Here is a 23,627-nt window from a genome sequence, read left to right as displayed (position 1 = left end):
CTTACTGGGCCGGCGCGGTCGGGACGGTGGTGGCGCCGCTGGTGATGGCGTCGCTGGCGGCCTTCAGCTTGTCCTGGATGTCGTCGATCTTGCCGCCGGTGGTGGCGAGCGAGACACCGTTGGCCTTCAGGTCGAAGAGCTTGATGCCGGTGAACGGCGTGCCCTTCTTGACCGAGTCGATGTACGAGTACACCGCGGTGTCGACGTTCTTGACCATCGAGGTCAGGATGCTGTTCTTGAACTTCGCCAGGGCCGGCTGGCTGGCCTGGTCGGAGTCGACACCGATCGCGAGCTTGCCCGCGTTGGCGACGGCCTCGATGGCGCCGGCGCCGGACGAACCGGCGGCGGAGTAGATGACGTCCGCGCCCTTGTCGAGCTGGCCCTGCGCGGCCTCCTTGCCCTTGTCGGGCGAGGCGAAGCCGCTGAAGTCCGGCGGGGTGGTCAGGTAGGTGGTCTCGACCTGGATGTTCGGGTCGACGGACTTGGCGCCCGCCTTGTAACCGGCCTCGAACTTCTTGATCAGCTCGGACTGCACACCACCGATGAAGCCGATGTGGTGGGCCTTCGACTTGTTGGCGGCGGCGACACCGGCCAGGTACGAACCCTCCTGCTCGGCGAAGAGCAGCGAGGTGACGTTGGACGGCTGGTCCTTGTCGTTCGAGTCGATGATCGCGAACTTGACGTTCGGGTTGTCCTTGGCGACCTTGTCGACCGCCGGCTGGTAGACGAAGCCGACCGCGATGATGGTCTTGTAGCCGGCGTCGACCAGGTTCTTGAGGCGGGTCTCCTTGTCGGCCTCGGCCTCGCCCTGCTTGGCCTCGGCCTCGGTGACGGAGACGCCCAGGTCGGCCTTGGCCTTGTCCAGACCGCGGGCGGCGGAGTCGTTGAACGACTGGTCGCCACGGCCGCCGATGTCGTAGGCCATACCGACCTTCAGCGAGCCGTCACCGGACGCGGAGGAGGAGGTGTTGTCATTGCTCTTTGCGCCGCAAGCGGCGAGCGAGGCCATGCCCAGGGAACCCGAGAGCACAACCGCGGCGAGCTTCATTGAACGGCGCAAGGGAGTTTCTCCTTCTGACACGCAACCGTTTGGCGTGGTCGGACGCCACCGTAACGCGCGTAGAACACGGTTGGGTTACGGGGTGCCGGAGCGTTCGGGTTGTTATCAAACCGTGGTCTGAAGGCCCTCCGAAGGCTCCTTTCCCGTACACGGACGGCGATCCGAGACTGGTTCGACCCAGTTTACGGAACCGCCCGAAACTCCGGATCTCGCCAACGCGATCACGCACCGACCACAAGTCGCCGGTAAACGGTCAGTCCTGGTCGTCCTCCAGGGCCAGCGCCGCGAACAGTTCCACACCGACGCCGATCGCCCGCTCGTCCACGTCGAAGCGGCCCTGGTGCAGGTCGCGGACGGTGGGGTCGCCGGGGGCGCGGACGCCGAGCCGGGCCAGCGCGCCCGGGGCGTGCTCCAGGTACCAGGAGAAGTCCTCGCCGCCGAGGCTCTGTTCGGTGCTCTCCACCACCTGGGCGCCGTCGCTCCCGAAGCGGGCGGTCATCGCGGCGTCCAGCCGGGCGACCGAGACCGCCTCGTTGACCACCGGCGGCACCCCGCGGTGGTAGTCCAGCGTCCACTTGGCCCGATTGGTCTCGGCGAGCTTGGCGATCAGCTCGTGCAGCAGGTCCGGCGCCTCGCGCCAGCCGTCCAGCTCCAGGCAGCGGACGGTGCCCTCCAGCTCGGCGTGCTGCGGGATGACGTTGGGCGCGGAGCCGGAGGCGATCCGGCCCCAGACCAGGCTGACGCCCCAGCGCGGGTCCATCCGGCGGGCCAGCGCGCCCGGGAGGTCGGCGGCCATCCGGGCGATCGCGGTCACCAGGTCGGTGGTCAGGTGCGGGCGGGCGGTGTGGCCGCCGGGCCCGTCCAGGTGCAGCACCAGGCGGTCGCAGGCCGAGGTGATCGCCCCGGTCCGCAGGGCGATCCGGCCGACCTCCACCTTCGGGTCGCAGTGCACCGCGAAGATCCGGCCGACGCCGTCCATCCCGCCGGCCTTGATGACGTCCAGCGCGCCGCCGGGCATGACCTCCTCGGCGGGCTGGAACACCAGCCGGACGGGGCGGCGCAGCTCACCGGTGCGGGCGGCCTCGGCCAGCACCAGCCCGAGGCCGAGCACCACCGAGGTGTGCACGTCGTGGCCGCAGGCGTGGGCCCGGCCGGGGACGGTCGAGCGGTACGGGACATCGGTCTTGGCGTCGTCGATCGGCAGCGCGTCGATGTCGGCGCGGAAGGCCAGGAACTCGGTGCCCGGGAGGGTGCCGGCCGGAACGATGTCCACCAGCAGACCGGTGCCGCCGGGCAGCACCCGCGGGTCCAGGCCCGCCGCCACCAGCCGGTCGCGCAGCAGGTTGGTGGTGCGGAACTCCTGGCGGCCCAGCTCCGGGTGCCGGTGCAGATCACGGCGGAAGGCGACCAGCTCGGGCTCCAGCCTGCTGACCCTGGCGCGCAGTTCGGCGGGGGGGCGTGCGGCGGCGAGGGTGGCGCCCGACTGAGCGGGATCAGGACGGTTCATCTCCCCAAGACTAGGCCCGTTGGGGGGATTTGGCCCGACTTCCAGAAAATTAGTCCCCGGATGGGCGCATACCGGCCGGACAGGTGGGTATGACATCTCGTTTTAGCCGCCTTCCCCGGGTTGCTTGCCCTGTGCAACGATCACCCGGGCCGGTGGTCACGGCCACCGCCCACTTGACGGGCGCGGGATATTGACGGCTGTTCAGAAGATCCGCTCCGTTCAGAAACGCTCCACCGGAGCGTACGTCCCCCACACCCCGCGCAGCGCGTCGCAGACCTCGCCGACGGTGGCCCGGGCGGCCAGCGCCTCCTTCATCGGGTACAGCACGTTCTCCTGCCCCTCCGCGGTGCGGCGCAGCGCGTCCAGCGCCCGGGTGACGGCGGTCGAGGAGCGGTCGGCCCGCAGCCGGGCCAGCCGTTCGGCCTGCCGCCGTTCGATCGCCGGGTCCACCCGCAGCGGGTGGTACGGCTCCTCCTCGTCCAGCCGGAAGCGGTTCACGCCGACCACCGTCCGCTCGCCGGAGTCGGTCTCCTGCTGGAGGCGGTAGGCGGTCCGCTCGATCTCGCCCTTCTGGAAGCCCTGTTCGATCGCGGCCACCGCACCGCCCCGTTCCTCGATCCGGGCCATCAGGGCCAGCGCGGCGGCCTCCACCCGATCGGTGAGCGACTCCACCGCGTAGGAGCCGGCGAAGGGGTCGACGGTGGCGGTCACGTCGGTCTCGTGGGCGAGCACCTGCTGGGTGCGCAGGGCCAGCCGGGCGGCCTTCTCGGTGGGCAGCGCGATCGCCTCGTCGAAGCTGTTGGTGTGCAGCGACTGGGTGCCGCCGAGCACCGCGGCCAGCGCCTGCACCGAAACCCGGACCAGGTTCACCTCGGGCTGCTGGGCGGTGAGCTGCACCCCGGCGGTCTGGGTGTGGAAGCGCAGCATCCGCGAGCGCGGGTCCTTCGCGCCGAACTCGTCGCGCATGACCCCGGCCCAGATCCGGCGTGCGGCACGGAACTTCGCCACCTCCTCCAGCAACGTGGTGCGGGCCACGAAGAAGAAGGAGAGCCGGGGCGCGAAGTCGTCCACCGCCATCCCGGCGGCGAGCGCGGTGCGGACGTAGGCGATGCCGTTGGCCAGGGTGAAGGCGATCTCCTGCGCCGGGTCGGCCCCGGCCTCGGCCATGTGGTAGCCGGAGATGGAGATGGTGTTCCAGCGCGGGATCTCGGCCCGGCAGTACCGGAACACGTCCGCGACCAGCCGCAGCGAGGGCTGCGGCGGGAAGATGTAGGTGCCCCGGGCGATGTACTCCTTCAGCACGTCGTTCTGGACCGTGCCGGTGAGCGCGGACGACGCCACCCCCTGGGCCTCGCCGACCAGCTGGTAGAGCAGCAGGAGCAGGGCGGCGGGCGCGTTGATGGTCATCGAGGTGGACACCTCGCCGAGCGGGATCCCGTCGAGGAGCACCGCCATGTCCTCGACGCTGTCCACCGCCACGCCCACCTTGCCGACCTCCCCGGCGGCGAGCGGCGCGTCCGAGTCGTAGCCCATCTGGGTGGGCAGGTCGAAGGCCACCGAGAGGCCGGTACCGCCGCCCGCGATCAGCTGCCGGTAGCGGGCGTTGGACTCGGCTGCGGTGCCGAAGCCCGCGTACTGGCGCATCGTCCACGGCCGGCCGGTGTACATCGTCGGGTAGACCCCACGGGTGTACGGGTACTCCCCCGGACGGCCCAGCCGGGTGTCCGGGTCCCAGCCGGCCAGCGCCTCGGGGCCGTACAGGGGCTCGATCGGGAAGCCCGATTCGGAAAGACGGGCCGATTCCGAAGGTCGGGCGGACTCGGTGCGGCGCGGCTCGGCTGCCATGGGTCCCTCCACGGGAACGGCGGGGCACAGGTCGGTCCTCGCAAATCTAGGGCCGGACCGGCCCAACCGGGCGGCGGCGACGCGGTTGAGATGATCGGTTGACATCCCCCCGTCCTGATGAACGGGGATTCCTCCCGCGCCTGCGGCACGGACGCCCGTGGACCGCTGGTCGCCGAGGCGGGTTCCCCGTTCGACGGGCCGCGCCTGGCGCGGGATCGCCACGCCGGGTCTCACCGGCCCCCCAGGGGCGTTTAGCCTGCCCGGCGGCCAGGATGTTGCGAGCAGCGTTGAGGTCACGGTCATGCAGTACGCCACACTCGCCGCAGGCCCATTCGCGCACCGCGAGGGGCTTGGGTCCGTCGTGGTGTCCGCACTCCGAGCAGAGCTGGGAGAACGGGTACGCGCAATGCACGATGCCGACCGTACGCCCGTACCGGGCCACCTTCTCCTCAAGAAGGCGGCGGAAGGTGGACCATCCGGCGTCGTGGACGGACTTGGCCAGGCGGCCCCGGGCGAGGCCGCGCACGTTCAGGTCCTCCAGGAACACCGCTTGGGTTTCGCGGATGATCCTGGTGGTCTGCTTGTGCAGCCAGTCCATGCGGGTGTCGACCACCTTGGCGTGGGCCTTGGCGACCTTGATGCGGGCCTTGGCCCGATTCTTCGAGCCCTTGGCCTTGCGGGACAGTTCCCGCTGGGCGGCCTTGAGCTTCTTCTCCGCCTTGCGGAGGAAGCGCGGGTTGTCGATCACTTCGCCGGTCGAGAGGACTGCGTAGGTGGTCAGCCCGAGGTCGATGCCGATCTCGGCATCGACCTCGGGCAGCACGTCCGGGGCCACGTCCACGACGAAGCTGGCGTGGTAGCGGCCGGACGGGTCCAGGACGATCGTCACGGACGACGGGTCGGCCGGCAGCGCCCGCGACCACTTCACCCGCACGTCGCCGATCTTCGCCAGGTTCAGCTTCCCGTTGCCCCAAATGCGGAACCCGTTGCGGGTGAACCGCAGCGACTGCCGGCTGTCCCGCTTCGACTTGAACCGGGGCAGGCCGACCAGCCGACCGGCGCGCTTGCCGGACACCGAGTCGAAGAAGTTCCGGTACGCGGTGTCCAGATCCCGAAGGGACTGGATCAGCGGGTCCACCCCGACCGAGGCGAGCCACGCCCGCTCGGGGGCCCTCTTCGCCGCCGCGATCACGGCCTTCTGCAAGTCCGTGGACTTCGGGTAGGGCCGCCCGGCCTTGCGGGCTTCCTTCCGCACCGCGAGAGCGTCGTTGTACACCACCCGCGCACACCCGAACGTCCGTGCCAGCGAAACACGCTGACCCGCCGTCGGGTAGATCCGGTAGGAGTACCTGAGGTGCACAAGGTCAACCTACCGAGGGCCACTGACATCAACGCTCCCGTCAAGCAGCTGAACTCCGCTCCGCCGTTTCGCGGCTCCGATCCAGAGCGCCTCCCCGACCGCCTGGCGGGGGACCCCCGTCTCCCCGGCCCGGAGGCCGGGGCATCCTGGGAGGACAGAGGTGAACGACCGATGAGCCCCAGGGAGTGGCAATGACCGAGCAGAAGGTGGCCGTGGTCACCGGTGCCAGCAGCGGAATCGGCGCGGCGACCGCCCGCCGGCTGGCCGCCGAGGGCTTCGACGTGGTGCTGACCGCCCGCCGGACGGAGCGGATCGAGGCGCTGGCCAAGGAGATCGGCGGCCGGGGCGGTTCGGCGAGGGCGGTCACGCTGGACGTCACCGACCGCGCCGCCGTGGACGCCTTCGCGGCCGAGGTCGGCCGGGTGGACGTACTGGTGAACAACGCCGGCGGCGCGATCGGCGCCGAGACGGTCGAGCACGGCGACCCGGCCGACTGGCGAGCGATGTACGAGGTGAACGTGCTCGGCGTGCTGCACATGACGCAGGCGCTGCTGCCCGCTCTGCGCGCCACCGGCGACGGCACGGTGCTGGTGCTCTCCTCGACCGCCGCGCTGGCCGCGTACGAGGGCGGCGGCGGGTACGTCGCGGCCAAGCACGCCGCGCACACCATCGCGGCCACGCTGCGGCTGGAGCTGTGCGGGGAGCCGATCCGGGTGATCGAGATCGCGCCCGGCATGGTGAAGTCCGAGGGCTTCGCGGTCACCCGCTTCCGGGGCGACGAGGAGAAGGCCGCCGCCGTGTACGCGGGCGTGGCCGAGCCGCTGACCTCGGAGGACATCGCGGACACCGTGGCATGGGCGGTCACCCGGCCCTCGCACGTGAACATCGACCTGCTGGTGGTCCGCCCCCGGGCCCAGGCGGCCAACCACAAGGTCCACCGCGGCTGACCGGGACGGGCGGGCGGACCGGCGGGGGTGCAGGTCAAACACGTCACCACCGGGTGGTACACACGTGCGATGAAGATCTTCCGGGCCGCCCGCCCACGCGTCCTGCTGACCGCGTTGGCGGCAGGCACCCTGCTGCTCACGTCCGCCTGCGACGACACCGCGAAGCCGGCCCAGGACCAGGCCGCCGGCACCGCCGGCACCGCCGGCGCGAGCAGGTCGGCCGACGCGACCGCCAAGCCGAGCGGCGAGGCCGACCCGGCCCTGAAGTCCTTCTACGGCCAGAAGATCAGCTGGTCCGACTGCCCGGCCGACCCCAAGGCCGAGGAGGCCCAGGCCGACGTCTCCACGATGAAGTGCGGCAAGCTGCGCGTCCCGCTCGACTACACCAACCCCACCGCCGACGCGATCGACCTCGCGCTGATCAAGTACCCGGCCGGCAACCAGGACCAGCGGATCGGCTCGCTGATGGTCAACCCGGGCGGCCCCGGCGGCTCCGGCGTCGAGATGGTCGAGTACGGCGCCAAGGACTTCGCCGGCGCCCTGCACAACCGCTTCGACGTGATCGGCTTCGACCCGCGCGGCACCGGCGGCAGCTCGCCCGTCCTCTGCCTGGACGACAAGCAGCGCGACGCCCAGAGCCAGGTGGACTCGCCGCTGGACCCGGACGCCCGCCGGGCCGCCGAGGAGAAGCAGAACACCGAGTACATCGCCGCCTGCAAGGCCAAGTCCGGCAAGCTGCTGCCCTTCGTCGGAACCCGCAACACGGCCCGCGACCTGGACGTGCTGCGCGCGGCCGTCGGCGACCACAAGCTCAACTACCTGGGCGTCTCGTACGGCACCTACCTGGGCTCGCTCTACGCCGAGGAGTTCCCGCAGAACACCGGCCGGCTGGTCCTGGACGGCGCGGTCGACCCGGCCGCCGACGACCTGGACTCCGCGGTCAAGCAGCGGATCGGCTTCGAGACCTCCTTCGAGCACTTCGCCGCCGACTGCGTCCAGAACCACGCCGACGAGTGCCCGCTCGGCCAGGACAAGGACCAGGCCGCCAAGAAGGCCGCCGACTTCCTGGACGGCCTGATCGACCACCCGCTGCCCACCAAGGACGGCCGCAAGGTCGGCCGCGACCTGGCCTGGAGCGGCGTCACCGCGGCCCTCTACGGCGACCAGACCCAGGACTGGAAGTACCTGCGGGTCGGCCTCGGCATGGCGATGACCACGAAGCGCGGCGACGTCCTGCTCGCCTTCGCGGACAGCTACGAAGAGCGCGACGAGAACGGCCACTACTCCCCGATGGACTCCGCCCACACCGCGATCAGCTGCGCCGACGGGTCCGCCCCGGCCCCCTCGCCCGAGCGCGCCCAGGCCGCGGTCAATGAGCTCCAGGAGAAGGCCCCGCTGCTGACCAAGGGCGTCACCGCCGAGGACTTCACCGACGCGGCCTGCGAGGGCTGGCCGTACCAGTCCCCCGAGAAGCCGCACACCATCCGGGCCGAGGGCGCCGCGCCGATCCTGGTGATCGGCACCACCAGCGACCCGGCCACCCCGTACGCCGCGGCCGAGTCCCTGGCCAAGGGCTTCGCCAAGGCCACCCTGCTCACCCGGGTGGGCGAGGGCCACGGCGCCTTCGGCAAGGGCAACACCTGCATCGACCGGGCCATGGAGGCCTACCTGACCGAGGGCACGATGCCTACCGAGGGAACCCGCTGCTCCTGAGCCGGCCGCGGTGAACCAACGGAGGAAGACGGGGAGGGCGATGACGCGAAGGTGTCAACGTCACAACTTGATAGCTCGTCCGGATGAATTCCGCGCGCGCCCTCCCCAACTGATGACGGCTCAACTACCGTTGAAGCGCTGCCAGAGCGCCGCCGCGCGCCCCCTGCAGCCCCCATACTCCACCTGCTTCACCACCCCACTCCACCGGCACCTTCCCGCCCTCACGAGGAGGACCCGCTGGCCAGCGACATCCCGTCACAGCGGCTCGACGCCAGCACCGAGCCGACCCTCCTCGGGTTGCACCGTTTCAACGAGGCGGACGCCGGCGCCGCCGAGGAGGCCCTGCTGGCCTGCTGCGGCAGCCACCGCTGGGCCCTGCGGCTCACCGCGCACCGGCCGTACCCCGACATAGAGTCCCTGCTGGCCGCCGCCAGCGAGGCCTCCTACGACCTGCGCCCGGCGGACCTGACCGAGGCGCTGGCCGACGAGAGCTGGATGCCGCAGCCGCTGCTCGGCATGCGGGCCCCCGGCAGCCAGGCCGCGCACACCGCGCTGCGGGCGGCGCACGCCGCGTACGAGGCCCGGTTCGGCCACGTGTTCGTGGTCTGCCTGGACTGCGTCGCCCCGGAGGAGATGCTCGACACCGTGCTCTCCTCGATCCGCACCCGGTTGGCCAACGACCCGGACGAGGAGCGGCTGATCGCGGCGGACGAGCTCCGGCGGATCGCCCTCACCCGGCTGGAGCACCTGGTCGCCACCCACTCCGAGGCCGGGGCGCACTAGGACCGACGCTTCGGCTGCGCGCGGCTCGGCCACCCGCTGCCGGACGATCCCGCTCGTCCGGCACGCCGAGCCAGCACGGCGGTACCCGATTCATTCGTGAGGGTGAATCCGATCGCCGAGTCCGCCCCCCTCGGGCGTGGGCGCGCCCTGCCGGCTCAGCCGGCGCCAGGTCCGGATCGCCGTCTTCCCGCCCGGCCCGGTGGCCCAGCAGCCAGCCCGTCGCACCCCCGCTCTTGGGGTCGGCTGCCCGAGCCACGCTCAGGTCCGCCTCCGCGTACGGGTGGCCGGGCGCCGGCGAGGCCGGGGACGCTCCCGTGGTGGCGGCCGGGGCGACCGCCCAGCAGCGGCTGACGGGTCGGGACGTCGGCGGCCTCCTGCCCCGGCGCCCGCCCCGGTGTCGCCGTGACCGGACGTCATCGGCTCGGCGAAACGGCGCGGACTCCTCGGCAGGGTGTCGGCGGGCGGATCTCGCCACCGCATCGCGGTCATGCGATCACTAAGCGTGAGCAAAACGGCCTTGGTTCCCGCGCCGCTAGGCCAGAAGTGCCTGATTGATCACACCTGGGGGCCCCGGAGGCGGTTCCCGACAAGGCGTCGATAGGATGCTGGCGGCCGGTGGACCGACCCGGCCGGGCTGACCGACACCGAAGCCGGCCGAGCCCCCAATCGCTTCCGGAGGGTTTTTCCGTGCCGGCTGGAACGCTGTACCGCGGCCGGGAAGGCATGTGGAGCTGGGTGGCTCATCGAGTCACCGGCGTCCTCATCTTCTTCTTCCTGTTCGCCCACGTCCTGGACACCGCCCTGGTGCGAGTGTCGCCGGAGTCCTACGACACCGTCATCCAGACGTACAAGACTCCCCTTGTGAACCTGATGGAGTACGGCCTGGTGGCCGCCATCCTGTTCCACGCGCTCAACGGCCTGCGCGTCGTCGCCGTGGACTTCTGGTCCAAGGGCCCGAAGTACCAGAAGCAGATGCTCTGGACCGTCGTCGGAGTCTGGGTCGTCCTGATGGCCGGCTCGTTCTACGGGATCCTGCAGCACACGCTGATCTCCTGGTTCGGGAAGTGAGCTGAGACATGTCCACGGAAATCTCCGACACCGTCGTCGTGCCGTCGAAGCAGGCGCACACCGGCAAGGGTCTCGGCACCGGTAACCCGGCCGACGCCTTCGTCATCGAGCCGCCGCGCAAGCGGACCGCGAAGACCCCGCGCCGCACCCGCACCAACTTCGAGATGCTGGCCTGGCTCTTCATGCGCCTGTCCGGTGTCGTCCTGGTCGTGCTGATCCTCGGCCACCTGCTGATCATGCTGGTGCTCGACGGCGGCGTCTCCAAGATCGGCTTCGCCTTCGTGGCCGGCCGCTGGGCCTCGCCGTTCTGGCAGGGCTGGGACCTCCTGATGCTCTGGCTCGCCATGCTGCACGGCGCCAACGGCATGCGTCAGGTCATCAACGACTACGCCGAGAAGGACTCGACCCGGCTCTGGCTCAAGGGGCTCATGGGTACCGCCACGGTCTTCACCGTGCTGCTCGGCACCCTGGTGATCTTCACCTTCGACCCCAACATCTGAGCCGCGAGCACCATCGACCATCGGCAGAGGCCAGAGGCGAGTTAACCCCCCATGCAGATTCACCAGTACGACACCGTCATCGTCGGCGCCGGCGGCGCCGGCATGCGCGCGGCCATCGAGTCCACGCAGCGCAGCCGCACCGCGGTCCTGACCAAGCTCTACCCGACCCGGTCCCACACCGGCGCGGCCCAGGGCGGCATGTGCGCCGCCCTGGCCAACGTCGAGGAGGACAACTGGGAGTGGCACACCTTCGACACGGTCAAGGGTGGTGACTACCTGGTCGACCAGGACGCCGCCGAGATCATGTGCAAGGAGGCCATCGACGCCGTCCTCGACCTGGAGAAGATGGGTCTGCCCTTCTCCCGCACCGAGCAGGGCCGGATCGACCAGCGCCGCTTCGGCGGTCACTCCCGCAACCACGGCGAGGCCCCGGTCCGCCGCTCGTGCTACGCGGCCGACCGCACCGGCCACATGATCCTCCAGACGCTGTTCCAGAACTGCGTCAAGCACGGCGTCGAGTTCTTCAACGAGTTCTACGTCCTCGACCTGCTGATCAACGAGGGCAAGACGGCCGGCGTCGTCGCCTACGAGCTGGCCACCGGCGAGATCCACGTCTTCCAGGCCAAGGCCGTCGTGTTCGCCTCCGGCGGCACCGGCAAGATGTTCAAGGTCTCCTCGAACGCCCACACCCTCACCGGTGACGGCCAGGCGGTGGCCTACCGCCGCGGCCTGCCGCTGGAGGACATGGAGTTCTTCCAGTTCCACCCGACGGGCATCTGGCGCATGGGCATCCTGCTCACCGAGGGCGCCCGCGGCGAGGGCGGCATCCTGCGCAACAAGGACGGCGAGCGCTTCATGGAGCGCTACGCCCCGGTCATGAAGGACCTCGCGTCCCGTGACGTCTGCTCCCGCGCGATCTACACCGAGATCCGCGAGGGTCGCGGCTGCGGTCCGGACGGCGACCACGTCTACCTGGACCTGACCCACCTGCCGCCGGAGCAGCTGGACGCCAAGCTCCCGGACATCACCGAGTTCGCGCGCACCTACCTCGGCATCGAGCCCTACACGGACCCGATCCCGATCCAGCCCACCGCGCACTACGCCATGGGCGGCATCCCGACCAACGTCGAGGGTGAGGTCCTGCGCAACAACACGGACGTCGTCCCGGGCCTGTACGCGGCCGGCGAGGTCGCCTGCGTGTCCGTCCACGGCGCCAACCGCCTGGGCACCAACTCGCTGCTGGACATCAACGTGTTCGGCCGTCGCGCGGGCATCGCCGCCGCCGACTACGCCAACGCGAACGAGTTCGTCCCGCTGCCGGAGAACCCGGAAGAGCTGGTCCAGGACATGGTCGACAAGCTGCGCGAGTCGACCGGCACCGAGTCCGTGGGGCAGATCCGCACGGCCCTGCAGGAGACCATGGACGCCAACGCGATGGTCTACCGCACCGGCGCCACCCTGAAGCAGGCGGTCGAGGACATCGCCGCGCTGAAGGAGCGCTACAAGAACATCTCCATCCAGGACAAGGGCTTCCGTTACAACACGGACCTGCTGGAGGCGATCGAGCTGGGCAACCTGCTCGACCTGGCCGAGGTGCTGGCCGTCTCCGCGCTGGCCCGCGAGGAGTCCCGCGGCGGTCACTACCGCGAGGACTTCCCGACCCGTGACGACGTGAAGTTCATGCAGCACACCATGGCGTACCAGGAGGTCGCCGCCGACGGCAGCACCTCCATCCGCCTCGACTACAAGCCGGTCGTGCAGACCCGCTACCAGCCGATGGAGCGTAAGTACTGATGAGCACTCCGACCGTGGAGCACTCGGCCGCTCTGGACGCGGCCGAGGCCGGTGTCACCCAGCTGATCACCGTCACCTTCCGGATCCGCCGGTTCAACCCGGAGGAGCACCCGGACCCGGTGTGGGTGGACTACCAGCTGACGATGGACCCGAAGGAGCGCGTCCTGGACGCGCTCAACAAGATCAAGTGGGAGCAGGACGGCACCCTCACCTACCGCCGTTCCTGCGCGCACGGCATCTGCGGCTCCGACGCCATGCGGATCAACGGCCGCAACCGGCTGGCGTGCAAGACCCTGATCAAGGACGTCAACCCGGAGAAGCCGATCACGATCGAGGCCATCAAGGGCCTGACGGTCCTCAAGGACCTGGTCGTGGACATGGACCCGTTCTTCCAGGCGTACAAGGACGTCATGCCGTTCCTCATCACCAAGGGGAACGACCCGACCCGCGAGCGCCTGCAGTCCGCCGAGGAGCGCGAGCGCTTCGACGACACCACCAAGTGCATCCTGTGCGCCGCGTGCACGTCGTCCTGCCCGGTGTTCTGGAACGACGGCCAGTACTTCGGCCCGGCCGCCATCGTCAACGCGCACCGCTTCATCTTCGACTCGCGCGACGAGGGTGCCGAGCAGCGCCTGGAGATCCTCAACGACCGTGAGGGCGTGTGGCGCTGCCGCACCACCTTCAACTGCTCCGAGGCCTGCCCGCGTGGCATCGAGGTCACCAAGGCGATCCAGGAAGTGAAGCGGGCGCTGGTCACCCGCCGCTTCTGATCCCCGCCTGACGAACGCGAAGGCCCCCGTCCGATCCTCCGATCGGACGGGGGCCTTCGCGTTCCGCCGGCTGCCGGCGGGGACCGGCGGCGGCAACGGGGATCTCAGTCCACGGCCGGGCTGCGCCGGGTCGCGCGCAGACCGCGCACGCCGACGGCGCCGACGGCGATGCCGAGCACGAAGGAGGTGATGGCGAGCAGCAGGTGCACCCAGAAGAAGGCGGTGGGCTGGGAGTGGTCGCCGTTCACGAAGGCCTGGCCGCCGGAGTCCTTCCACAGGTTCTTGACGAAGGTGGTCCAGATGATGACCGACCAGACGCCGAAGGCGGTCAGGAACCAGGAGGTGCGGCGGCTGAGCTTCATGGGGTGGTCCTCGCCGGGGGTGTGAAGGCGGTGTGTGCCTCCCCAGTATGCGTGGACCGCCGATCGGCGTACGGCGGGGCCCTCGTACGGAGGACGGGTGCGGCGTGGCGAACGGCGGTGGCGCCGAGTGGGTACGGTCTGCGGGTGACTGCACGCCATCGAAAGCTCGCGCACCGGCTCGTCGCCGCCACCGCCGTCCTCCCCGCGCTGCTCGCCGCCCCGGGGGCGGTCGCGGCCCCGTCCGAGCCGGCCCCGTCGACCGTGGTCGGGGGCGCTCGGCTCGGCCAGTCCGGGGTCCAGGTCTCGCCGCTGGCCGGCGCGCCGGCGCTCCCGGGGGATCTGACCGGTCAGTCCTGGATAGTCTCCGACGCCGCCACCGGGGACGTGTTGGCGGCGTACAACCCTCATCTGCAGCTGCCGCCGGCCAGCACTCTGAAAATCCTCTTCGCCGACACCGTGCTGCCCAAGTTCGACCGCAACGCCGTGCACAAGGTCGCGGACGAGGAGATCCAGGGGATCGGGCCCGGCAGCAGCCTGGTGGGGATCAAGGAAAACCTGGAGTACCGCGTCGAGGACCTGTGGCGCGGGGTGTTCCTCAGCTCGGGCAACGACGCCGTGCACGTCCTCGCGCACATGAACGGCGGCGTCCAGCGGACCGTCGCCGACATGCAGGCGCGCGCGGACGCCCTCCAGGCGCGGGACACCAAGGTGATCTCCCCGGACGGCTACGACATGGACGGCCAGGTCTCCTCGGCCTACGACCTGACGCTGTTCGCCCGGGCCGGGCTGCGCAACCCCGACTTCCGGATGTACTGCGCGACCCGGTCCGCGATGTTCCCGGGCGCGGTGGACCGCAACACCGGCCAGCGCGGCAGCTTCGGGATCGCCAACACCGACCGGCTGCTCGGCAAGTACCCCGGCCTGATCGGCGTGAAGAACGGCACCACCACCAACGCCGGCTCGACCTTCGTGGGCGCCGCCGAGCGGAACGGCCGCACGCTGCTGGTGACGGTGATGCACCCCGCGTCGTACCAGAAGGTCTACGACGAGACGGCCGAACTGCTGGACTGGGGCTTCGCGGCGGCCGGCAAGGTCCAGCCGGTGGGCCGGCTGGCGGACGAGCTGTCGGCCGGCGCCGCCGAGCCGACCGGCCAGGCGGGCGGGGCCTCCGCACTGTCCGAGCCGCCGCCGCAGTCGCCGCCCGCCCCGGCGGCATCGGCCGCGTCGGATGACGGGAACGACTGGATCAGCGTCGGCGGCTGGCTCGCGGTCGTCGCGGTCGGTGGCGTGGTGGGCGGGTGGGCCCTGGTGGTTCTGCGGCGCCGGACGGCCTAGGGCCCCCGGACGGCTGAGGAACGCCCCGCCCCGGCCCGGCCTCACGTGGGAGGTCGGGCCGCTTCCATCTCGTCGGCCGCCGCCAGCAGCGCCCGGCCGTGCGCCCTGGTCCGCTCCCGGACGGCCTCCGGGTCGGCCGTCGCCGTCCAGGCGACGCAGTACATCAGCAGCCGGCAGACGAAGTTGATCCACAGCAGCAGCGCCACCGGCGTGGCGAAGGCCCCGTACAGGCTCCGCCCGGCGACCGAGCCGATGTAGGAGGCGAGCAGCAGCTTCAGCAGCTCGAAGCCGACCGAGCCGATCAGCGCGCCGATCAGCAGGTCCCGGCGGCGCTGGCCGGTGATCCCGGGGAAGGGCGCCAGCAGGTAGGCGAAGAGCAGGGTGTCGCACGCTATGGCGATCAGCACGCCGACCCAGGTGAGCAGGTAGCCGCTGCCGAGGCCGATGTCCTCGGCGATCCGCCCGGCGAGCGTCGTCCCGGCGGCGGAGGCGGCCAGCGAGAACAGCGACACCAGGCCGAGGCCGGCCAGCACCGCGATGTCCCAGGCCTTGCGCAGCACCAGGTTGCCGTTCTCCTCGGGCAGCTGCCAGAGGTCCCGGATCGAGGTGCGCATGGTGTTCACCCAGCCGAGGCCGGAGACCAGCAGCAGTGCCCCGCCGACCAGCCCGACGGTGCCCGCGTTGGCCACCAGGGACGGCAGGTTGAGCGCGTCCGAGAGGCCCGGCAGCTGGTCGGAGACGCGCTTCTGCAGGTCGGCCACCTGGCTGCCGTTGAGCGTCGCGACGGCGATCGCCAGGCCCACCGTGAGCAGCGGGAAGAGCGCGAGGAAGCCGAAGAAGGTGACGGCCCCGGCCAGCCGGTTGCCGCGGGCCGCGGTGAAGTACTCGTACACCCGGTACGGGCGGCTGCGCAGCACCCGGGCCACCAGAGGGCCCAGGACCGGAAGGCGGGTCAGGAAGTCCACCCGACCGGTTATACCGGCCCGTCCCCCGAATGGCCGTCAGGCGCCGCCCCAGGGCGCGTCCGCGGACGCGCGCCCGCGGGGCGGCGCCGGGACACCCGACTCAGCGCTTGACGAGTCGGCGGGCCCGGGCGAGGGCGCGTACGGCCTGGTAGGCGCCGTAGCGGCCGTGGCTGAGCAGTTCGGTGCGCACGCCCTCCACGCCGGCCGGCGGGCGGTAGCCGTCCGGGCGCAGCCGGGCGCAGTGCGCGGCGGCGCGGCGGAAGTACTCGCGGCGGTCGCCGGAGGGGACCCGGCCGGGCTTGGCGACCACGGTGTTGAGGTGGTGCAGCATCTTCCCGTAGACGACCGGGCGCCAGCGGTCCAGGTCGGGGCGGCGGTCGAGGAAGGCGAAGACCAGGTCGTACTGGGCGAACACGTCGAAGTGCTTGCGGCTGGCGGTGGCCAGGATGTTGCCGCCCTCCTGGCGCTGGCGGTAGTGCACGCCGACCTGGTCGAGCAGGGTGATGCTGGCGGCGGCGAGCAGCGCCGGGTACGTCCAGGGGGTGTCCTCGTAGTAGCCGGCCGGGAAGACCAGCTGCTGCTCGGTGATGAAGCCGCGGCGGTAGGCCTTGTTCCAGACGACCTGGAGCAGGTCGAGCAGGTCGGGGCGGGCGGCGAGGTCGAAGACGTCCGGGGAGGCGGCGCCGAAGACGTGGCCGGAGGCGGCCCGGGTGATGCGGCCGTCGGCGTAGGTGCGGGCGTAGTCGTAGACCAGGACGTCCGGGTCCCCGGTGGCGGCGAGGCGGTCGTCGACGGCCTTCAGCAGGCCGGGGGTGAGGGTGTCGTCACTGTCCAGGAAGACCACGTAGTCGCCGGTGGCGACCTCCAGGCCGGCGTTGCGGGCCCGGCCGAGGCCGACGTTCTCCGGCAGGTGCAGCACCCGCACGCGGGGGTCGGCGGCGGCCGCCTCGTCCAGCATGGCGCCGCAGCCGTCCGGGGAGCGGTCGTCCACCGCGATCAGCTCGAAGTCGGGACCGCCCTGGCCGAGGACCGAGTCGAGGCACTCGGCGAGGTAGTCCTGGACCTGGTACACGGGGACGATCACGCTGAAGCGGGGCACGGGGCCCAGCGTAGTGGCCCGGGGAGCCTCCGGAGCCCGGAGGTACTATCGGGGCGCACGTACGCACCGATTCAAAGTGCGGTCAGGCCCCCACCGGGCTGCCACGCTCCTAACCGAGAAAGGCCTGCGTAGCCGATGGCTCCCCGCCTCTCCATCGTCGTTCCGATCTACAACGTCGAGCGCTATCTCGTCGAATGCCTCGACTCGATCGCCGCCCAGACCTTCACGGACTTCGAGTGCGTCATGGTCGACGACGGTTCGAAGGACGACAGCGCGGCCCTCGCCGAGGCGTACGCGGCCAAGGACTCCCGGTTCCGGCTGGTCCGGCAGGTGAACAAGGGCCTCGGCGCGGCCCGCAACACCGGCATCCGGCACATCGACCCGGACGCCGAGTTCCTGTGCTTCGTGGACAGCGACGACTCGATGCCGCCCAGCGCGTACGAGCTGATGATCAACACGCTGGACGAGACCGGCTCGGACTTCTGCACCGGCAACGTGCTGCGCTTCCGCGCGGTGGGCTACTACCAGTCCGGCGGCCACGTGAAGCCGTTCAAGACGACCAAGCTCAAGACCCACATCACCGAGATCCCGGCGCTGGTCACCGACCGCACCGCGTGGAACAAGGTGTACCGCCGCTCGTTCTTCGACGCGGCCGGGCTGCTCTACCCCGAGGGCATCCTGTACGAGGACGCGCCGGTCAGCGTGCCGCACCACTACCTGGCCAAGAGCGTGGACGTGCTCTCCGAGCCGATCTACCACTGGCGCGAGCGCGAGGTCGGCGAGATGTCGATCACACAGATGCGCACCAACCCCAAGGGCCTGGTCGACCGGGTCACCTCGGTCGAGCTGGTCCGCGGCTGGCTGAAGAAGCAGACCGAGCCGCGCTTCGCCGAGTACCTGCGCTCCTACGACGAGAACACCCTCGTCGAGGAGATCCCGATGTTCTTCTGGTCCGTCGTGGACGGCGACAAGGAGTACCGGGACGCCTACGTCCAGAACGTCAGCCGGCTGCTCCGGGCGATCGGCCCCGAGCAGGTCCGCAAGCTGCGCGCGCCGCTGCGACTGAAGTACCACCTGACCCTGCAGGGCCGGGTGGACGAGCTGGTCGAGCAGATCAAGTACGAGGGCGAGAGCGGCGGCGGCGTGCAGGCCCGCGGTCTGCTGCGGCCGTACGCGGACTACCCGTTCCTGCGCGGCGGGCGCAAGAGCGTGCCGGCCGGCGTGCTCAAGCTGGACAACTCGCTGGTCATGCGCAGCCGGCTGTACGAGAGCGCCTGGGTGGGCGGGAAGCTGCAGCTGACCGGGCACGCGTACCCGGAGCAGCTGGGCGCGGCGGCCAAGCACGACATGGTCCGCACCCTGGTGCTGCGCGAGGCCAAGGGCCGCCGGGTCGTCGCGGTGCCGATGAAGACCCAGTACAGCCCCGAGGCCACCGCGAGCTGCAACCACGACCTGTACAGCTGCGACTGGTCCGGCTTCACCGTCGCGCTGGACCCGAAGAAGCTCAAGCACCGCGGCCAGTGGAAGGACGGCCACTGGCGCGTCCTGGTGGCCGGCGCGGGCAAGGGCGGGGTCTACAAGGGCCGGGTCTCGGCCGGCTGGAGCGACACCGCGGAGTACCTCCCGGCGCACTGGGTCGAGCCGGACGTGCGGATCGTGCCGTGGGTCCGCGACAACTTCGTCTACCTGCACGTGGAGACCGTCAAGGCCCGGGTGACCGGCCTGGCCGCGCACGGCGGCCGGCTGGAGGTCTCCGGCGCCGCCCGCTCCGGGGTGAGCTTCGCCGGGGCCCGGCTGCAGCTCACCCACATCGAGTCGGACCGCGAGCTGTCCTTCCCGCTGGAGCTGGGCGCGCCGGTCGGCGCGCTGCAGCCCTTCACGGCCTCCTTCCCGGTGGCCGAGCTGACCGCCGTCCGCGAGGCCTGGGCCGAGCTGGACCCGGTGGCCGAGGAGCGCGGCCGCGACCGCTGGGACAGCGCGCTGCTGCTGGCCGACGGCAGCACCGTCCGGCTGGCCTGGGACGACCGCAACGCGCCCGAGCAGCTGCACCTGGCGCTGGACCCGCAGTCCTCGGGCGAGCCGCGCCGGGCCCTCTACTCCAAGCCCTCCCCGGGCGGCCACCTGCAGTTCTGCGACCAGCTGCTGCAGCCGCTGGTGGACGAGGTGTCCTCGCGCGGCGCCGACGGCTTCCTGCTCAGCGGCTCCTTCCCGCTGCCCGGCGCCCACCGCTGGGAGCTGGTGGTCCGACACAACTGGCGCGAGGAGGAGCACGTCTACCCGGTGGAGATCTCGGACGGCCGGTTCCGCACCGCGATGCCCGCCGTGCCGACCGCCTCCTTCGCCGGGCAGGTGCCGCTCGCCGCCGGCACCTGGAACGTCTTCTTCCGCCCGGTCGGCGTACCGGCGACCGCGCTGCCGAACTCCCCGGCGCTGATCACTCCGGAGTGCTTCGGCTCGCTGCCGCTGGAGGTGGAGTCCCGCGGCAAGCGGATCGTGCTGGAGCGCCGCTACCACGACGGCCTGTCGCTGGAGTCGCACTCGGTGCTGCTGCCGGAGGAGCGGGCCGGCTACCGCCAGCGCCTGCTGCGCACCGACCACTACCCGACCGCCCGGCGCCTGCCGGTGCGCGACACGGTGCTGTACAACGCCGGGCACGGCAGCGTGTACGCGGACTCGCCGAAGGCGATCCACGAGGAGCTGGTCCGCCGCGGGCTGCCGCTGGAGCACCTGTGGGGCAGCGACGACAGGCAGGCCGACCTGCCGCAGTCGGCGACCCCGATCCGGCTCTGGAGCCCGGAGTGGTTCGAGGCGCTGGCGACCGCCAAGTACATCGTCACCAGCACCCACCTGCCCGACTTCTTCGTCCGCCGCCCCGGCCAGGTGGTCGTGCAGACCTGGCAGGGCACCCCGCTGAAGCAGATCGGCTTCGACTTCGAGAAGGTCTGGTTCACCGACTCCAACTACCTCAAGAGCCTGGCCCGCGAGGTCCCGAACTGGAACCTGCTGGTGGCCGGGAACAGCTGGTCGGCCCCGCTGCTCAAGCGCGCGTTCGATTTCAAGGGCGAGATCCTGGAAAGCGGCTCGCCCCGGAACGACCTGCTGTTCGCGGCCGACCGGGAAAAGACGGCCGAACAGGTTCGCGAACGACTCGGCCTGCCCGAGGGCAAGAAGGTCGTGCTGTACGCGCCGACCTGGCGCGAGGACCGGCGCCGGCCCAACGGGGGCTACCAGATCGACCTGCGGATCGACCTGGCGGCGGCCAAGGCCGCGCTCGGCGACGACCAGGTGCTGCTGGTGCGCCGGCACAGCGTGATGTGCGGCCAGATCCCGGGCGCCGGCAACGGCTACATCTGGGACGTGGGCAGCTACCCCGACATGGCGGAGCTGCTGCTGATCGCGGACGTGCTGGTCACCGACTACTCGGCGAGCGTGTTCGACTTCGCCACCACCGGCAAGCCGATGCTCTTCTTCACCCACGACCTGGAGCACTACCGGGACAACCTGCGCGGCTTCAGCCTGGACTTCGAGGCCGAGGCGCCCGGTCCGCTGCTGGCCACCTCCGAGGAGCTGGTCGCCGCGCTCGGCCGGGTGGACGAGGTCGCGGCCGAGCACTCCGACAAGGCGGCCGCGTTCCGTGAGGCGTACTGCGACCTGGACGACGGCAAGGCCGCCGCCCGGGTGGTCGACGCGATGCTCCGCACGGAGTAACGGTCCCACGCCCCTGCCGAGGCGCCCGACGCGATCCGCGGCGGGCGCCTCGCTTTTTCCTGGGAATCACCTGGGGGAATTCCCCCTATTCACCCGCGGCATGGTCGAACTCATGTTTCACTAACGAATTCCTGAGGAATTTTCGACGAACAACACGATAGACCTCGGGTGACATTCCGGCACGGATGTCGATTCGGCCCCGGACCTCTCGTTATCGGTTCGGCGTTCGTCCCGGTCCACCGCCACGACCGGAATCCCGTCCCCGGAAGGGCCTCCCGTCATGCCCGTGCTCACCCGGCTCGTCCTGCCGCACGCCGCCCGCGGGGTGCCCGCCGACCGGCCCGCCGTCGACGAGGACGCGACCTTCGGCCTGCTACGCACCCGCTGGCGCGGCCGCGGCCTGGAGCTCACCGGCTTCGCCCGCCCGTCGGACCTGGACACCGGCCGCCCCGGCTCGGCCTGGACCTGGCTGACCCTGCGCCACCAGGACGGGGCCCGGCCGCCCGTCCACCTGCGCTCCCGACCCCGGAGGATGCCCGAGGTCACCGACGACAGCGCCCAGCCCGAGTACAACCACGACTGGTCCGGCTTCACCGCCCTCATCGAGCCGGGCCGACTACGCCCCGACGGCCACTGGCTGCTCGGCGACTGGCGGATCGAGGCCACCCTCTTCACCCGCCCCCGCCCCACCCGGCTGCGGCGCCAGTACGGCACCCTCGGCCCCCACTGGTGCGGCTCCGGCGAATACCCGCCGGCCCGCTGGGTGGACCACGACGTCCGCCTCCAGCCCTTCTTCGAGGACGACCGGCTGCACCTGCGGCTGGAGCGCCCGGGCGTCCGGATCAACCGCGCCACCCCCACCGCCGACGGCGTCGAACTGGGCGGCGCCGCCGACCGCTGCCCCGCCGGCACCGTACTGCGGCTGCGCCACCGGCAGAGCGACGCGGTGCTCGAACAGCCGCTCGCCCGCACCGGCAACACCTTCACCGTCGGCCTTCCGTACCGCCCGTTCACCGCCGACGGGCGCGGCCGCGGCCGGCTGGAGCACTGGGACGCCGAACTGCTGCGCCCCGACGGCAGTACCGAGCAGCTCTGCCCGGACGAGCGCGGCGGCCCGGTGGCCGGCCAGTACCCGCTGCCGGACGCCCCGGACCGGGTGCTCTACCTCAAGCACCTCGCCGACGGCCGGCTCCAGGTCTGTGTCCAGCCGGCGGCCGGCCTGGTCGACCGGATCACCGTCCACTTCGGCGGCTTCGAGCTGACCGGCCACTGCCCGGCCCCGGCCGCCGACCGGCTGGAGCTGGTGCTGCGGCACACCGGCACCGCGGGCGAGGTCCGCACCGCGGTGGAACCCGAGCCGGGCGGCCGCTTCCGGGTGCGGGTGCCCGCCACCCGCACCAGCGCGGACGGCGCCGTGCTGCCGCTGCGCAAGGGCGTCTGGGAGGCCGCGCTGGAGCCGGCCGACCGCTCCGGCCCGGCCCGCCCGCTGCTCGCCGCCCCCGGCGCGCTGCCCACACTGCCCGCCACCGCCGCGGTCGGCGGCAAGCAGGTGCTGCTGCAGCGCCGCTGGCACGACACCCTGCTGGTGGACTCCACCCCGGTGCTCGACGCCACCGAGCGCAGCGCCTGGACGCAGGCCCGGCTGCGCACCGAGCACTACCCCGCCGCCCGCCGCGAGCCGCTGCGCGAGGCGGTGCTGTACGACGTGTTCGGCGGCCGCGGCTACGCCGACTCCCCGCGCGCGGTGCACGCCGAACTCGCCCGCCGTGGCGCGCCGTTGGAGCACCTGTGGGTGGTCGACGACGGCCAGGCCGAGCTGCCGCCCGGGGTCCGCCCGGTGCGCGTCTGGAGCCCGGAGTGGTACCGCGCGCTGGCCACCTGCCGGTACCTGGTCGGCAACACCCACTTCCCGGACTTCCTGGAGCGCCGCGAGGGCCAGGTCGTGGTGCAGACCTGGCACGGCTCGCTGCTGAAGCGGATCGCCCACGACGTCGACAACCCCTGGCTGGCCGACCACGGCTACCTGGAGGCACTCGACCGGGAGACCCCCCAGTGGAGCCTGCTGCTCTCCCCCAGCCCGTTCGCCACCCCGATCCTGCGGCGCGCCTTCCGCTACGACGGCGAGCTGCTGGAGTCCGGCTACCCGCGCGGCGACGTACTGGCCCGGGCCGACCCGCACACCGCCGCGGCCGTGCGCCGCCGGCTCGGCGTGCCGGAGGGCAAGCGGATCGTGCTGTACGCGCCGACCTGGCGCGAGGACCAGCGGCGCGGCGACGGCGAGGGCTTCCGCCTCGACCTGCGACTGGAGCTCGACCGCGCCCGCCGGATGCTCGGCGAGGACCACGTACTGCTGGTCCGCCCGCACTCGCACGTGCGCGACCCGCTGCCGGGCGCCGGCGACGGCTTCCTGTACGACTGCGGGGACTACCCCGACCCGCAGGACCTGCTGCTGGTCGCGGACGTCCTGGTGACCGACTACTCGTCGATCATGTTCGACTTCGCGATCACCGGCCGCCCGATGTACTTCTTCGCCTACGACCTGGAGCACTACCGCGACACCCTGCGCGGCTTCTACTTCGACTTCGAACCGAACGCCCCCGGCCCGCTGGTGCCGACCTCGGTCGAACTGCTCGGCGCGCTGCGCGAACTCGCCGACAGCGGCGCCGACCTGCCGCCCGGGTACGCCGGGCGCTACCGGCGCTTCCGGGCCGAGCACTGCGCGCTGGACGACGGCGGCGCGGCCCGCCGGGTGGTCGACCGGATGCTCGAACTCGGCCGTAGCGCGCGGTAGTTGCCGCAGAAGTCCGGTCC

The 23,627-nt window shown here is 71.4% G+C and carries 17 protein-coding genes; 10 read left to right on the top strand and 7 right to left on the bottom strand.

The window, feature by feature from the left end:
- Window position 1: 1 nt before the first annotated feature.
- The 4 genes from ACFVWU_RS07500 to ACFVWU_RS07485 form a co-directional block, all read right to left on the bottom strand.
- Entirely contained in the window at window positions 2-1,060 is a 1,059-nt protein-coding gene (locus tag ACFVWU_RS07500; protein WP_387616814.1) for a BMP family protein, read from the bottom strand.
- Between the two features lie 253 nt (window positions 1,061-1,313).
- A complete protein-coding gene (locus ACFVWU_RS07495) occupies window positions 1,314-2,567 on the bottom strand; it encodes an amidohydrolase (protein ID WP_387616812.1) in 1,254 nt (417 codons plus the stop codon).
- A gap of 219 nt (window positions 2,568-2,786) precedes the next feature.
- Window positions 2,787-4,412 (bottom strand): methylmalonyl-CoA mutase, encoded by a 1,626-nt coding sequence (locus ACFVWU_RS07490; protein ID WP_387616810.1) that lies wholly within the window; start codon window positions 4,410-4,412, stop codon window positions 2,787-2,789.
- 46 nt (window positions 4,413-4,458) lie between these two features.
- Window positions 4,459-5,772, bottom strand: coding sequence for an RNA-guided endonuclease InsQ/TnpB family protein (locus ACFVWU_RS07485; protein WP_387616808.1), 1,314 nt, complete (start codon window positions 5,770-5,772; stop codon window positions 4,459-4,461).
- A 191-nt stretch (window positions 5,773-5,963) separates the two neighbouring features.
- On the opposite strand from ACFVWU_RS07485, the gene ACFVWU_RS07480 reads away from it, so the two are divergent.
- The 7 genes from ACFVWU_RS07480 (at window position 5,964) to ACFVWU_RS07450 (ending at window position 13,347) form a co-directional block, all read left to right on the top strand.
- Window positions 5,964-6,719, top strand: a complete 756-nt coding sequence (locus ACFVWU_RS07480; protein ID WP_387616806.1) for an SDR family oxidoreductase — start codon at window positions 5,964-5,966, stop codon at window positions 6,717-6,719.
- Between the two features lie 69 nt (window positions 6,720-6,788).
- Window positions 6,789-8,432 (top strand): alpha/beta hydrolase, encoded by a 1,644-nt coding sequence (locus ACFVWU_RS07475; protein WP_387616804.1) that lies wholly within the window; start codon window positions 6,789-6,791, stop codon window positions 8,430-8,432.
- A 297-nt stretch (window positions 8,433-8,729) separates the two neighbouring features.
- A complete protein-coding gene (locus ACFVWU_RS07470) occupies window positions 8,730-9,215 on the top strand; it encodes a 2-oxo-4-hydroxy-4-carboxy-5-ureidoimidazoline decarboxylase (RefSeq protein ID WP_387616802.1) in 486 nt (161 codons plus the stop codon).
- 687 nt (window positions 9,216-9,902) lie between these two features.
- Window positions 9,903-10,283: a succinate dehydrogenase, cytochrome b556 subunit gene (gene sdhC, locus ACFVWU_RS07465; RefSeq protein WP_033332398.1), complete on the top strand. Its 381-nt coding sequence runs from the start codon at window positions 9,903-9,905 to the stop codon at window positions 10,281-10,283.
- 8 nt (window positions 10,284-10,291) lie between these two features.
- Entirely contained in the window at window positions 10,292-10,783 is a 492-nt protein-coding gene (gene sdhD / locus ACFVWU_RS07460; protein WP_387616799.1) for a succinate dehydrogenase, hydrophobic membrane anchor protein, read from the top strand.
- 51 nt (window positions 10,784-10,834) lie between these two features.
- Complete coding sequence (gene sdhA, locus ACFVWU_RS07455; RefSeq protein WP_387616797.1) at window positions 10,835-12,577, top strand: succinate dehydrogenase flavoprotein subunit; 1,743 nt, start codon at window positions 10,835-10,837, stop codon at window positions 12,575-12,577.
- Window positions 12,577-13,347, top strand: coding sequence for a succinate dehydrogenase iron-sulfur subunit (locus tag ACFVWU_RS07450; protein WP_387616795.1), 771 nt, complete (start codon window positions 12,577-12,579; stop codon window positions 13,345-13,347). Before sdhA ends, ACFVWU_RS07450 begins: the two co-directional genes overlap by 1 nt.
- Before the next feature lie 104 nt (window positions 13,348-13,451).
- On the opposite strand, the gene ACFVWU_RS07445 is transcribed toward ACFVWU_RS07450, so the two are convergent.
- Entirely contained in the window at window positions 13,452-13,709 is a 258-nt protein-coding gene (locus ACFVWU_RS07445; protein WP_387616793.1) for an SCO4848 family membrane protein, read from the bottom strand.
- A gap of 144 nt (window positions 13,710-13,853) precedes the next feature.
- On the opposite strand from ACFVWU_RS07445, the gene ACFVWU_RS07440 reads away from it, so the two are divergent.
- Window positions 13,854-15,044: a D-alanyl-D-alanine carboxypeptidase family protein gene (locus ACFVWU_RS07440; RefSeq protein ID WP_387616791.1), complete on the top strand. Its 1,191-nt coding sequence runs from the start codon at window positions 13,854-13,856 to the stop codon at window positions 15,042-15,044.
- A 41-nt stretch (window positions 15,045-15,085) separates the two neighbouring features.
- Here the strand turns inward: ACFVWU_RS07440 and ACFVWU_RS07435 are convergent, their stop codons facing one another.
- Together ACFVWU_RS07435 and ACFVWU_RS07430 are read right to left on the bottom strand one after the other, a co-directional pair.
- Complete coding sequence (locus ACFVWU_RS07435; protein WP_387616789.1) at window positions 15,086-16,009, bottom strand: YihY/virulence factor BrkB family protein; 924 nt, start codon at window positions 16,007-16,009, stop codon at window positions 15,086-15,088.
- 100 nt (window positions 16,010-16,109) lie between these two features.
- On the bottom strand, window positions 16,110-17,108 hold the full coding sequence (locus ACFVWU_RS07430) for a glycosyltransferase family 2 protein (RefSeq protein WP_387616787.1): 999 nt from the start codon (window positions 17,106-17,108) through the stop codon (window positions 16,110-16,112).
- Between the two features lie 135 nt (window positions 17,109-17,243).
- Between ACFVWU_RS07430 and ACFVWU_RS07425 the strand changes: the two genes are divergently transcribed.
- Together ACFVWU_RS07425 and ACFVWU_RS07420 are read left to right on the top strand one after the other, a co-directional pair.
- On the top strand, window positions 17,244-20,816 hold the full coding sequence (locus tag ACFVWU_RS07425; RefSeq protein ID WP_387616785.1) for a CDP-glycerol glycerophosphotransferase family protein: 3,573 nt from the start codon (window positions 17,244-17,246) through the stop codon (window positions 20,814-20,816).
- A gap of 280 nt (window positions 20,817-21,096) precedes the next feature.
- Entirely contained in the window at window positions 21,097-23,607 is a 2,511-nt protein-coding gene (locus ACFVWU_RS07420; RefSeq protein WP_387616782.1) for a CDP-glycerol glycerophosphotransferase family protein, read from the top strand.
- Window positions 23,608-23,627 lie beyond the last annotated feature (20 nt).

The sequence above is a fragment of the Kitasatospora sp. NPDC058190 genome, from assembly GCF_042883685.1.
Lineage (GTDB): Bacteria > Actinomycetota > Actinomycetes > Streptomycetales > Streptomycetaceae > Kitasatospora.
Note: the sequence above shows the minus strand (reverse complement) of the source record. Positions and strands in the feature narration are given on the sequence as shown.